Source organism: Waterburya sp. (assembly GCF_058530065.1).
In genome coordinates this window covers 19853-31729 of record NZ_JBZNBU010000359.1, presented here as the reverse complement: position 1 = coordinate 31729, position 11877 = coordinate 19853, and the positions used below count along the sequence as shown (strand labels likewise).

Sequence of the window (11877 nt, the reverse complement as noted above, 5' to 3'; positions counted from 1 at the left end):
GTAACAAACAAGTCATCTCCTACCAATTGAATTTTCGAGCCTAATTTGTCGGTTAAAGTTTTCCAGCTATCCCAATCATCTTCGTGTAAAGCATCTTCAATGGAAACAATGGGATATTTTTCCACTAACTCCGCTATATAATTGATAAATTCTTCGGGAGAATGAGTTGCACCATCATAAGTATATTGACCGTCAGCATAAAACTCACTAGCGGCTACATCCATTGCTAGGGCTACTTCTTCTCCAGGCTTATATCCTGCCTTTTCAATCGCCATAATCAACAGATCCAAAGCTTCTTGGTTAGATCCCAAGTTGGGGGCATAGCCTCCTTCATCGCCAACCCCAGAAAGCAAGCCTTTTTCCCCTAACACTTTACTCAAAGTAGCAAATACTTCCGCACCCCAACGCAAAGCCTCTTTAAAGGAATCCGCCCCCACAGGCATAATCATAAATTCTTGGAAGTCTACGTTATTGTCTGCATGAGAACCGCCATTGATTACGTTCATCATGGGAACGGGCAATACATTAGATAAAGGACCGCCTAAATAACGATAGAGAGGCAATTCTACTTCTTCTGCTGCTGCTTTGGCATTAGCGAGAGATACTGCCAAGATAGCATTTGCACCCAAATTCTTTTTGTTAGGAGAACCATCGCGATCGATCATAATGCGATCGATTGTCTCTTGTTCTAGAGCATCTTCATTTAACAAAGCAGGGCTGATTTTCTCTTTGACATTGCGGACTGCTTTTAATACTCCCTTACCACCATAACGACTTTTATCATCGTCTCTTAGTTCGTGAGCCTCGAAACTACCCGTAGACGCACCGCTAGGAACTTGCGCCAAGCCTACAACTCCAGTTTCCAAGCGTACTTCTGCTTCAATGGTAGGACGACCGCGAGAATCCAAAATTTCTCTAGCTGCGATCGCTTCAATGACAGCTTCTGATTGGTTTAGCATTAATTCTCCTTCTCTAACTATGGATATCTTTTTGTATATTTCTGATTAGATCCAAGCGACATCAAATATATCTTTTTTTGTGACAATTACGTTAGTTTTTACTAGGGATCGACAATTAGCTAGTGAAGATAGCCATTAGCTTTTAGCCCTTCGGATGCGGGCGCATTCCCAACACCGCGATTATTCAAGGCGAGGAAACCTCGCCGAATTTCGCGGTCAAACGGATGAAACATCCGTGGGGTCGCCCTTACCATTAGCTATTAGCTTTTCTAATTGTGAATAACAGGCAAAATTATAGATAAACAATCAAGTCAATATCCATAAAGTTGCCCGTCCTACTGGTCAATGTTTAACCTTCGGTTAGTTATTAGTTATTAGTTATTAGTTTTTCGGTCTAAGTCCCCTCTCATAATCTTCGATTTGAGAGTCTTAATTAATTAGTGGTTCAAATCTACTAATTAATTGAACTAAAAACTAACTACTAACTACTAAAAACTCTTTTAATGATAAATGTTCAATGACTAGGCTGTAACTAAAACTTCTGTTTCTTTTTTTGCCATTAAAAGAATTAAATCGATCGCTCGATTGGAATAACCCCACTCATTGTCGTACCAAGCTACAACTTTGAAGAAGTTACTATTTAATTCCATACCTGCATTGGCATCAAAAATACTAGAATGGCGATCGCCAGTAAAATCTGTAGAGACGACGGGATCGTTGGTATAGCCTAGAACTCCTTGCATTTCTCCTACCGCTGCTTCTGCCATGGCATAACAAATATCTTCGTAAGTAGTTGCTTGTTCGGTGCGGAAGGTGAGATCTACTACAGATACATCGGGAGTAGGAACGCGCATTGCCATCCCTGTTAATTTTCCTGCAAGTTCGGGCAAGACTAAAGTAACCGCTTTGGCTGCACCAGTAGAAGCGGGAATAATATTTTGCGCCGCACTGCGTCCAGAGCGTAAGTCTTTTTTGCTGAAGCCATCTACTGTCGGCTGAGTAGCTGTCATGGCATGAATTGTAGTCATCAAGCCTTCTGCTAGTCCAAAGTTATCGTTAATTACTTTAGCTATGGGTGCAAGACAGTTAGTAGTACAACTAGCATTGGAAACGATCGCATCAACCTGGGGATCGAAATCGTTATGGTTGACTCCCACTAGTAAAGTTTTCACTTTGTCGGGATCTTTAGTAGGTGCGGAAATAACGACTCTTCTCGCCCCTGCAGTCAGATGTTTGCTCGCTCCTTCGTAGGTGGTAAATAGACCAGTGCATTCAACTACATAGTCTACGTTATATTCTCCCCAAGGCAATTCTTCGGGGTTTCTGACCGAAATACAGGGAATATGTTTGCCGTTAACCAAAATACCATTATCAGTGGCTTCCACTTCTCCGTCAAAACGTCCGTGAGTAGAATCGTATTTGAGTAAATAAGCGATCGCATCAGCGGGGACAAGATCGTTAATACAGACAAATTCTAGATCGGGATTATTCAATCCAGCGCGAAATACTAATCTTCCAATGCGACCAAAACCATTAATCGCTACTCTGACAGTTGCCATTAAGATTGCTCCCTTATGAAGTGTGTTTGATGAAAAATATAAATGCTAGTTAGACCCCAACTATTCTTTAGCTTTTAGATTCATTTATAAGGGGTCATTACTTTTATTAAATCGATAAAATCAATTTTTTACACCTGAAAATACTTAAAAAAAAATTAATTAATCGAGATCTGCTGAAGATATATTCCCATTGATTAATCTTTGCAAAGAAATAAAAATCCTCATAACAGTCTATTATGAGGATTGCTGAAAATTAGGAAAATATAATAGCTAGGCTGAATTAAAACAAAGCTGTTATTCGATCTTGCTCGATCGATCGAACTTACTTTTTAGCTTTTTTGGGAGGCGCGCTGACCTCTTTTAATTCAGACTCTGCATAATTGTTTGTATTTACGCCAGCATAGTTAACTTTGTTGAAGCGCACTACTACAGGGTAACGGATACCACTTGTATCTACAGATGCGACTGAGCCAACTTCGTTATACCAATAGGATTCTGGACGGAGAATTCTTACTTTAGAACCTCGTTGAACCATAATTGATTAGTCTCCTGAAAATAAATTTTATTTTGTTTTAGATCTAAGAGGATCGCCAAAAGCAGTCTTCTTATCTCTGTTGTTAGTTGTAAAAACTACTAACTATTAAACTTCATTGTCCAGTTTATCGATCTCTATCACGATAAATTCTTACGAAACATAACAATTATCGATCTTTAGTGGTACTTTTGTTTTTAACTTCCAGGTTTTTGCCTTTAGATCGAAACTGCGTTTAAGATAGTTCCCAACTCCATATCTTAAATAAGTATTTAAAAATCTAATGTCAGGTTCGGCTAAAAAAACAATCTACGCAGCGATGGCTGCTAATTTTGCGATCGCCATTACTAAATTTTTTGCAGCCTCGGTAACGGGTAGTTCGGCAATGCTTTCAGAAGGAATACATTCAGTAGTCGATACGGGTAACGAGCTATTGTTACTGTTGGGGATCGAACTCAGTAAAAAACCAGCCGACGACAGCCATCCTTTTGGTTACGGACAAGAGCTTTATTTTTGGACTTTGATTGTTTCTTTGTTAATTTTTGCCATTGGCGGGGGAATGTCTATTTATGAGGGAGTTAACCACGTCAGGCATCCCGAACCTTTGAGCGATCCCTTTTGGAGTTATGTGGTTTTAGGATTAGCGGTAGTTTTTGAAGGTTATTCTTGGAATGTAGCATTACAAGAGTTTTTGGCTACCAAGCAAGATAAAAATTTTTGGTCGGCTATTCGTGCCAGCAAAGATCCGACTATTTTTACTATCTTGTTTGAAGATACCGCAGCTTTAATCGGTTTATTTGTCGCTTTTATTGGTGTCTTGAGCGGACATTTATTGGGCAATATTTATTTAGATGGAGTAGCTTCCATTGTCATCGGTATTATTTTGTGCGGAGTAGCATTATTATTAGCTACAGAAAGTAAAGGATTGCTCATTGGAGAAGGAGCTAGTGCCGAAACTGTGGCTAGCATCAGAAAAATCACTAATGACGATCCTGCCGTAGAGAAAGTTGTAAAAGTTCTTACGCTTCATTTTGGTCCTCAAGAAATTTTACTCAACTTAGAAATTGAGTTTAGTGAGGATTTAGCAACAGAAGAACTGGCAACTGCCGTAGAACGTTTGGAAAGTTCGATTAATAGAGTTCATTCGGAAGTGAAAAATATTTTTATTGAAGCAAAATCGATCGCTGCTAGTAGAAAAGTGGTTGATTGTTAATTGTTCATAATTTACTGACAAAACTTTTTACTCTTTGTTGGGTTTTATTCTTCTTTCCAACCTACAACTTTTTGATTCGTGTAAAAGATCTAATCATTATGACTTTACTGTCTAATTTGCAATTAATGAGTCGATATAATCAATGGATGAATCAGAAGATTTATGCTGCTGCTATAAATTTAGGCAATGAAAAAATTAAAAAAGATTGTGGAGCATTTTTTGGTTCTATTTTTGGCACGCTCAATCATATTTATGTAGCGGATATTATTTGGTTAAACCGATTTGCCCGACATCCACGACAATACCTCAGTTTGCAAAATATTCCAGTATTAGAAAGCTATATCAATTTAAGAGCGATCGCTTGTGAAAAAATAGAAGATTTATCAAAACTTCGAGAGCAATTAGACGATCGCATTATTGATTGGTGTCAAGAAATAAAACCTGAAGAGTTAGAACTGGAACTAAAATATTGCGATACCAAAGGTAATCCTTACTCTAAACAATTTGGACAATTAATTCAACACTTCTTTAATCATCAAACCCATCATCGAGGACAAATATCCACCTTGTTTTATCAACACAATATCGATCTTGGTGTTACAGATTTACTCAATATTATTCCCAATACTGACTAATAACTAATAACTACAACTATTTTTGAGAGTTGTGGTTAACTTTACAAAAAAAGCTAGTTGTGCAATTGACGAAACAAGGTATAATTATAAATTGTGTCTAATTTATCTGTAGTTCATGCCTAAGCTAAAAACCAAGAAGTCTGCTGCCAAGCGTTTCCGCGTTACTGGTAGTGGCAAGAAAATCATGCGCCGTAAAGCCTTCAAGAACCATTTATTAGAGCGTAAGAGCAAAGAACGTACTCGTCGTCGTTTATCTAATATGACAGTAGTACACGAGACTGATGAAAAAGCAATTCGCACTATGATGCCTTACAGCTAGTCTGGGTGCATTCTATATTTTATAACGATTTAGAGTTACTACTGACACTTGGTTGTTAGTTTCAATAGAACAAAATTAACCGAATTAAACCTAAACTATTTAAACTATGAGTAGAGTTAAAAGGGGTAACGTTGCCCGTAAAAGACGGAAAAAGATTTTAAAGCTGGCAAAAGGGTTTCGCGGTTCTCATTCCAAGCTTTTTCGCACTGCCAACCAGCAGGTAATGAAAGCATTGCGTAACGCTTATCGCGATCGCCGTAAGCGCAAGCGGGATTTTCGTCGCCTCTGGATTACTAGAATCAATGCTGCTGCCAGAATGAATGGTATGAGTTATAGCAAACTAACTCATCAACTCAAGCAAGCTGATATCGGTTTGAATCGCAAAATGCTAGCACAACTGGCAATGGTAGATCCTGCTGCTTTCAGCAAAGTTGTGGAAGTTGCCAAATCAGCGAGCTAAATCATAGATTTCAGAATCGAATGGCTATTAGTCTTAAGAGACTCGGTTTTCCTTAAGAAGCCGAGTTTTGCACTTTTAGTAAGATCGTTTCTCTTGATTGATGTCAATCGTTCATTTGGTTAGTAAGTGCCATGAAACAGATTTGGAAGTCGATCCTGGCGATCGCCATTATAGCAATTACTTCTCGGTCAACAATTGCTAGAGAGTTATCGGAAATTGAATCCCAAGGTAAATTAAAAGTTGCTGTTAAAAATAATCTTCGTCCTTTGGGTTTTACAGATCGCCAAGGTAATTTGATTGGTTTAGAAATCGATCTTGCTCGCCAGCTGGCAGAGGAATTGTTAGGGGATGAGAAGGCGATTGAATTTCTGGTCACTAGCAACCAAGAAAGATTGCAAGTTGTCTTAGATCGAGAAGTAGATATTGCGATCGCCAAAGTATCTGTGACCGACTCTCGTGCCAGAATTGTTAATTTTAGTTCCTACTACTATTTAGATGGCACTGGTATTATTACCAATAATCCTAATGTCCAAGATTTAGCAGACTTAAAAAAAAGTAAAATTCTCCTACTGCAAAATTCAGCCTCGATCGCCGTAATTCGTCATAAACTACCTCAAGCAACCTTAGTGGGAGTAGAATCCTATCAACAAGCTTTAGAACTACTAGAAAATCAACAAGCCGATGGGTTTGCGGGCGATCGTTCTATATTAGCAGGTTGGATACAGGAATATCCCCGCTACAAACTACTGCCTTCTAGACTTTCAGGAGAGGCTTTAGCAATAGTTATGCCCAAGGGTTTGCAATATCAAGAATTACGTTCCAAAATAAATAAGACGATCTCCGAGTGGAAAAAATCGGGATGGTTGCAAGAAAGAATAGAATATTGGGGACTTTAGAATAATTGGGGGCGAAGATAAGAGTCTATCTAAAAATTTCCCATCAAGGATTGGTAAATAGGTAATATTGAAGCTTAAGTGAAGTATACTAAACAGCGTAAACTTAGCAAAATTACTGGAGATTATGTTGAGGTCTATATCAATATCTAATGTTGCCAAAATTACTAAAAATATTACTTTGGCGATGGCAATAGTTTTGGGTTTTTCTCTCAGTACCAAAGCAGAAGAAACCAAAACTTACAAAACTCTAGAAGTTTCCTGCAATCCTTTTTTTAGTTATGACTTAAATTCTGAATGTAATTCCAACTTGGCTGTTGAGTCAGAAACAGATCTAATCTCTCAAACTCGTCGCGGTAGACGGAGGAAAAGTAGGGTACAAGGTTATTATGGAGGATTCAGTTTGGGCATTGGTTTTCCTAGTGGAGAACTCGATGCAGAAGAAGCCCAGACTGAGGAGTTTCAATTTTCCAACCCCGAATATGACACCGCATTTGTCGGTAGTTTATTTGGCGGAATCAAATTTACCAGAAGTATCAGTGCCGATCTAGAATTTTTACTCGCACTTGGTGGAGTAGATAGTGACTCATTAGATAGTGCCTTTAATGATTTTGCTGCGGGTTTGGGATTAGAAGGCAGTCTAAACACAGATGGAGACTTTTCTGCTTTTGCACTCTACATAAATCCTAGATTTGAACTTCCACTATCTAGAAATGGCAGCTTTAACGTTTATATTAGTCCAGGAATTGGACTGTCTCAAACTAACGTTAATTTTGAGGCAGTTAGTGACTTTACTGCCTTGGGAGATGACAATATAAATATCAATCAAGATGCTAGTAATACAGGTGTCACTTTTCAAGTAAAAGGTGGCGCGTCGTTTGCCTTCAGCGATACTATCGGAGCTTTTGCTCAAGCGCGCTTTACAACCTTACCTACAGATGACGGTTTTGACAGTATTAATATTTTTGGTGCTGATGCGGGACTAAAGTTTAATTTTTAATTTTTAATTAACTTGCCGAACAAGATTATTCGAGAATAATTCCTTAAGTTAGCTCTATGGCAAACTTAAGGTTTTTTATTTAGCTCAATCAAGATTAACAAATGTGAAATTTTGTAACCAAGAATTAGCACTCCCATAAACGTAAGCTAATTTGACATAACTTTGTCATAACTTTGCCATTAAGGGTAAGTATATTGAATAAAAAATTTCCTGTGACCAATACGGTAAAAACAGATGAATACAAGAATCTCAAATACTTGGTGGGATAGCTACCGCGAGACGGTCAAAGTTACTAAACTCTTTCGCGAACTTGTTAGTCTTGTGAATAATCGAGAAGATGTAGCACAAAATATGTTAAACAAGGCAAAAAAACAATACCCAGGTAAGACAGAAATTTGGTATTTAAACCAACTTGTGGATGAAATTAAGCAAACCACAAAATCTTTATGGCGTAGCTAGTTTAAAGACAAGTAAGGCTAAATGTATAATTTTTTTGGCGCGAACTTTTTTGCTGCCAACATCTTATTTATACAGTAATCAATTTATGAATTCTACAATCGAAGCTATTTCTGCCTTACCTAGTAATGGAAAGCCTGCTTATTTGTTGGTAATGTTGCACGGTTGGGGCGCAAACGATCGCGACTTTGTTCCCTTGGCTAAGATGTTGAATTTGCCTGGCTTGGGCTATTTATTTCCCAACGCTCCTTTCGAGCATTTTCAATTACCTGGAGGTAGGGCTTGGTATGCTTTGGAAACCAAAGAATTTACTGGCTTGCAGGAAAGCAGAAAACTATTGTTGGATTGGCTTAATTCCTTAGAAGGATCTACGGGCGTACCCTTGAACAGAACTATTATGGCTGGTTTTTCCCAAGGAGGAGCGATGACTTTGGATGTGGGTATGACTTTGCCTTTAGCTGCTATCTGTAGTTTTAGCGGATATCTTCACTACCAACCAGAAGTTGAGCAAAATAAAACTTACCCTCCAACTATGATAATTCATGGCGATCGCGATCCTGTTGTTCCCATCGAAGCTGCCAGAAAAGCGAGAGAAGAATTAACTAAAATTGGCGTTGAAGTTCAATACCAAGAATTTGCCATGGGTCATGAAGTTTTAGACCCTGCGATCGCTCTATTCAAACAGTTTCTGCAAAATAATATTAGTTCCTAATCTTCTGACTGATTCCCATCATTTGTCCGAGGAAGGGTAAGCCAATTAAAGCAGGAATAAAATAACGAGAAGTACAAAGCAAACCTAAAGCAGCCCCTGTAGTTTGGTTAAAAAAGTCTTGGTAAAAATAAATAATCGCTGCATCGCGAGTTCCAATTCCTGCAAAAGTGAGGGGTAACAGTCCTGCCAGTATGGATAAGGGAGACAGGGCTAAACTGATAATAAAAGGGGTAACTGCTTTTAAGGCTAAAATAAACAGCCAAATTTGTAAAAGATGTAGAAACCAAATAAATATTGAACTGCTGCTAATTAGTAGTAGTTGTCGTCGATCGCGCCAAAAATATTCGTGCATTTCTCCCCAAGCAGCTTGCATTGTTTGTAGTTTAGTTTTAATCGATTTAGGGACAAAACTAACCGTCAAGTTGAAACATAAATTGGCAAACTCACGAGAAGTTAAGAGTAATAATCCTAAACTCAAACCCGTCATTACTCCAGCCGTCATCATCCAGAATAAACTGTCTTTGGCAGGATATAAAATTAAACCAAAAACACACCACAATAGTAGAGATAGCAAATCGCAAGTCTTTTCAAACACTGAAATAGCGATTGACAGACTCAAACTAAGATTAGAATGTTCGGACATAAAATATGCTTTAGCAATATCCCCCATTTTCGAGGGTAAAATCATATTCAGAACACTAGCACCCAAAATTAAGCGATTAGCTTCTAATATTCCCAAACTAGCTTGAGGAACTAATTGTTTTAGTCGCCATCCAGTAATTAAAGTAATCGGAATTACCATGCTCAGACTAATTCCTAACATAGTGCGATCGCAATTTTGAAAAACTAGAATCAAATTTTGTAGATCGATTTGGCTGTAAATAAAAAATAAGATGACAACGCTAACAATTAGAGATATAAATCGCTTCAAATTCATCTATTTAAAATAAGTAATTCACCTGAGTTTTGGATAAGAGAATAGTCTTTAGTTTTTAGTTTTTAGTTTTCAGCAGGCAGTAAGGGGCGTAGTTTACCGCAACTAATGCTGGTGTCTGGTGACTCTTATTCCACCCTCGCCCAAAGGGTTTTAAATCGCTGCTTGTAATACAAATAAATTTCAACTAATAATTAGATCGATAGTCAGTAGCTTAACCCGAACTGAGGTTACTAATAACTAATGACTAATAACTAATTACTTTTTTTATTAACCCATAAAAAAAGCTGGCAACAGGACTCGAACCTGCGACCGGCTGATTACAAATCAGCTGCTCTACCAACTGAGCTACGCCAGCACTGCATTACTGCACTGAAAAATCATTATAGCAGAGGTTTGAAAATTAGAGCAAACTTTTTTGGAGTAGAAATTTAGAATTCCCTCAATTGCTTACGCCATACTACTTTCCATCGCCCAACGTGCCAACTCAGTACGATTATTTAAACTAGTTTTATTCAACATATTAGACACATGACTTTCAATGGTACGCTGACTCACATTTAATTGCTTGGCAATTTCGCGATTTGCCATACCTTTAGCTACTAGTTGAACTACTTTCAATTCAGTAGGAGTTAGTTCTACATTATGAGGTACGTGAATAGTCGGTCCTCCATCCAAACCTTTGGGACGACCGATTTCCCAACGCTTGAGCTGATTTAGAGAAGATTCTACTTGAGCGACTAATTCTTCTGGTTCAAAGGGCTTGCTCATGTAAACATCTGCACCTTCATTGAGACCCCTTACCCGATCTTGACTTTGACCTTTTGCAGAAAGAAATAGCACTGGAATTCTATTCGTCGTGGGTTCTTCGCGAATGTGTTTGACTAAAGAATAGCCATCCATTTCTGGCATCATCACATCACAGATAATCATGTCGGGAATACCAGTATCTAAAAGTTCTAACGCTTCTCTGCCATTTTCTGCCGTGTCTACGTCATATCCTCTAAACTCCAGATAGTCTTTAACCAATAAAATTAGATTGGGATCGTCATCTATCAATAGTAGTTTTTTATGATCCTTAGTTGAAGTGTCTTTCATAGGTATTAATCTTTAAGTTTTTAGCGTAGGTGGTGATTTAGTTTAGTCAGGTTTCCCTATTTATATTTAAGTGTTAGAAGGGATCTCCCAGGGATAATTTTAAGAATATGTTAATTCCACTCTTACATTCGACAATTCTCTATGAGCCGACATCACTGTAGAATTACACAATATACAATTTAACCTTTATATTATTTTTCGACACCCTTTTTCTGCTATAAAAATATATTTATTGCTTTATTTTAAAGTTTTTATTTTTTTTCCCTGTCGTAGGATTATAAGTAATAAGTAAAGTAAATCACATAAATACTTAGGTAATATCTTGAGACACTTAAAGTGAAAATACTTAGTTAAAATTACTTTTAGTAAGTTAAACCAACAATAAATTAGTTTTCGATCAAAAATGTTTGTTTCCATCGATCGCCTGAACGAATTGATCTGCTCTCGTCGTTCTACAAAACCCAGACTATTTAATGGCAAAACTATCGAAGATAAAATTATTTGGCAGATATTAGAAAATGCTAATTGGGCTCCAAATCATGGTTTAACTCAACCTTGGCGATATAAAGTTTTTGCTGGTGCTGGACTGGAAAAATTAGCAAATTTTCAGGCGGATTTATATAAAAAAATTACACCAGAACCTAAATTCAAACCTGAGAAATACGAACGAATGAAGACAAATATACTTAAGTCTTCTCACGTAATTATCATTTGTATGGAAAGACAAAGATCGGGGAAAATACCAGAAATTGAGGAAATTGAAGCAGTGGCTTGTAGCGTACAAAATATGGCATTGACCGCAGCAGCTTATGATATTTGTAGCTTTTGGGGTTCGGGTGGAGTTACTTATACAGATGAATTGAAAGAGTTTCTTGGTTTAGCAGAACCAGATAAGTGTTTGGGCTATTTATACTTAGGCTATAGCGATAATCCCACTACTAAAAGTCGTCGCGATCCAATTCAAGATAAGGTTGAATGGATAAATCATTGAACATTTATCATTGAACATTGAGCATTCACAAAAAATCCCATTTCCATAATTTTGTGGAGATGGGATAGTAAAAATTTGTCGATGACTTATATCAATTCTCTAAATTGTCGCTACAA

General features: G+C 37.6%; 14 protein-coding genes and 1 tRNA gene. 9 read left to right on the top strand and 6 right to left on the bottom strand.

Annotation, left to right across the window (positions count from 1 at the left end):
• From eno to AC33VI_RS21765, 3 genes are all read right to left on the bottom strand, one after another.
• On the bottom strand, positions 1–959 hold a 959-nt coding region (eno, locus tag AC33VI_RS21775), incomplete at its 3' end, for a phosphopyruvate hydratase (protein ID WP_491784368.1).
• 521 nt (positions 960–1480) lie between these two features.
• Positions 1481–2518 (bottom strand): type I glyceraldehyde-3-phosphate dehydrogenase, encoded by a 1038-nt coding sequence (gene gap, locus AC33VI_RS21770; RefSeq protein WP_491784367.1) that lies wholly within the window; start codon positions 2516–2518, stop codon positions 1481–1483.
• A 322-nt stretch (positions 2519–2840) separates the two neighbouring features.
• A complete protein-coding gene (locus AC33VI_RS21765) occupies positions 2841–3053 on the bottom strand; it encodes a photosystem I reaction center subunit IV (RefSeq protein ID WP_491784366.1) in 213 nt (70 codons plus the stop codon).
• A 280-nt stretch (positions 3054–3333) separates the two neighbouring features.
• Here AC33VI_RS21765 and AC33VI_RS21760 point away from each other — a divergent pair, with 280 nt between their 5' ends.
• The 8 genes from AC33VI_RS21760 (at position 3334) to AC33VI_RS21725 (ending at position 8738) form a co-directional block, all read left to right on the top strand.
• Positions 3334–4263: a cation diffusion facilitator family transporter gene (locus AC33VI_RS21760; protein ID WP_491784365.1), complete on the top strand. Its 930-nt coding sequence runs from the start codon at positions 3334–3336 to the stop codon at positions 4261–4263.
• Between the two features lie 125 nt (positions 4264–4388).
• Positions 4389–4898, top strand: a complete 510-nt coding sequence (locus tag AC33VI_RS21755; RefSeq protein ID WP_491784364.1) for a DinB family protein — start codon at positions 4389–4391, stop codon at positions 4896–4898.
• Positions 4899–5013: 115 nt separating this feature from the next.
• Positions 5014–5217 (top strand): 50S ribosomal protein L35, encoded by a 204-nt coding sequence (rpmI, locus tag AC33VI_RS21750; RefSeq protein WP_491784363.1) that lies wholly within the window; start codon positions 5014–5016, stop codon positions 5215–5217.
• Between the two features lie 106 nt (positions 5218–5323).
• Positions 5324–5677 (top strand): 50S ribosomal protein L20, encoded by a 354-nt coding sequence (rplT, locus tag AC33VI_RS21745; protein WP_491784362.1) that lies wholly within the window; start codon positions 5324–5326, stop codon positions 5675–5677.
• Positions 5678–5808: 131 nt separating this feature from the next.
• Positions 5809–6573, top strand: a complete 765-nt coding sequence (locus tag AC33VI_RS21740) for a transporter substrate-binding domain-containing protein (RefSeq protein WP_491784361.1) — start codon at positions 5809–5811, stop codon at positions 6571–6573.
• A gap of 124 nt (positions 6574–6697) precedes the next feature.
• On the top strand, positions 6698–7570 hold the full coding sequence (locus AC33VI_RS21735; protein ID WP_491784360.1) for an outer membrane beta-barrel protein: 873 nt from the start codon (positions 6698–6700) through the stop codon (positions 7568–7570).
• Positions 7571–7804: 234 nt separating this feature from the next.
• On the top strand, positions 7805–8029 hold the full coding sequence (locus AC33VI_RS21730) for a hypothetical protein (RefSeq protein ID WP_491784359.1): 225 nt from the start codon (positions 7805–7807) through the stop codon (positions 8027–8029).
• Between the two features lie 85 nt (positions 8030–8114).
• Positions 8115–8738, top strand: coding sequence for an alpha/beta hydrolase (locus AC33VI_RS21725; protein ID WP_491784358.1), 624 nt, complete (start codon positions 8115–8117; stop codon positions 8736–8738).
• Here the strand turns inward: AC33VI_RS21725 and AC33VI_RS21720 are convergent.
• The 3 genes from AC33VI_RS21720 to AC33VI_RS21710 all read right to left on the bottom strand — a co-directional run bounded on the left by AC33VI_RS21720 (position 8728) and on the right by AC33VI_RS21710 (position 10770).
• A complete protein-coding gene (locus tag AC33VI_RS21720; RefSeq protein ID WP_491784357.1) occupies positions 8728–9675 on the bottom strand; it encodes a lysylphosphatidylglycerol synthase transmembrane domain-containing protein in 948 nt (315 codons plus the stop codon). The genes AC33VI_RS21725 and AC33VI_RS21720 overlap by 11 nt on opposite strands.
• 282 nt (positions 9676–9957) lie before the next feature.
• Positions 9958–10030: transfer RNA gene (locus AC33VI_RS21715), tRNA-Thr, on the bottom strand.
• 92 nt (positions 10031–10122) lie between these two features.
• Complete coding sequence (locus tag AC33VI_RS21710; RefSeq protein ID WP_491784356.1) at positions 10123–10770, bottom strand: response regulator transcription factor; 648 nt, start codon at positions 10768–10770, stop codon at positions 10123–10125.
• A 403-nt stretch (positions 10771–11173) separates the two neighbouring features.
• On the opposite strand from AC33VI_RS21710, the gene AC33VI_RS21705 reads away from it, so the two are divergent.
• Positions 11174–11761 carry a nitroreductase family protein gene (locus tag AC33VI_RS21705; RefSeq protein ID WP_491784355.1) on the top strand — a complete coding sequence of 196 codons (588 nt, stop codon included), beginning with the start codon at positions 11174–11176 and terminating at the stop codon, positions 11759–11761.
• The last annotated feature ends 116 nt before the right edge of the window (positions 11762–11877 follow it).

Bases quoted from the DNA above. Each gene is read 5' to 3' on its own strand.
- AC33VI_RS21760 (WP_491784365.1), top strand. From the start codon at position 3,334: ATGTCAGGTTCGGCTAAAAAAACAATCTACGCAGCGATGGCTGCTAAT.
- AC33VI_RS21725 (WP_491784358.1), top strand. From the start codon at position 8,115: ATGAATTCTACAATCGAAGCTATTTCTGCCTTACCTAGTAATGGAAAG.
- gap (WP_491784367.1), bottom strand. From the start codon at position 2,518: ATGGCAACTGTCAGAGTAGCGATTAATGGTTTTGGTCGCATTGGAAGA.
- AC33VI_RS21735 (WP_491784360.1), top strand. From the start codon at position 6,698: ATGTTGAGGTCTATATCAATATCTAATGTTGCCAAAATTACTAAAAAT.
- AC33VI_RS21755 (WP_491784364.1), top strand. From the start codon at position 4,389: ATGAGTCGATATAATCAATGGATGAATCAGAAGATTTATGCTGCTGCT.
- AC33VI_RS21740 (WP_491784361.1), top strand. From the start codon at position 5,809: ATGAAACAGATTTGGAAGTCGATCCTGGCGATCGCCATTATAGCAATT.
- rplT (WP_491784362.1), top strand. From the start codon at position 5,324: ATGAGTAGAGTTAAAAGGGGTAACGTTGCCCGTAAAAGACGGAAAAAG.
- AC33VI_RS21730 (WP_491784359.1), top strand. From the start codon at position 7,805: ATGAATACAAGAATCTCAAATACTTGGTGGGATAGCTACCGCGAGACG.
- AC33VI_RS21705 (WP_491784355.1), top strand. From the start codon at position 11,174: ATGTTTGTTTCCATCGATCGCCTGAACGAATTGATCTGCTCTCGTCGT.
- AC33VI_RS21720 (WP_491784357.1), bottom strand. From the start codon at position 9,675: ATGAATTTGAAGCGATTTATATCTCTAATTGTTAGCGTTGTCATCTTA.
- AC33VI_RS21765 (WP_491784366.1), bottom strand. From the start codon at position 3,053: ATGGTTCAACGAGGTTCTAAAGTAAGAATTCTCCGTCCAGAATCCTAT.
- AC33VI_RS21710 (WP_491784356.1), bottom strand. From the start codon at position 10,770: ATGAAAGACACTTCAACTAAGGATCATAAAAAACTACTATTGATAGAT.
- rpmI (WP_491784363.1), top strand. From the start codon at position 5,014: ATGCCTAAGCTAAAAACCAAGAAGTCTGCTGCCAAGCGTTTCCGCGTT.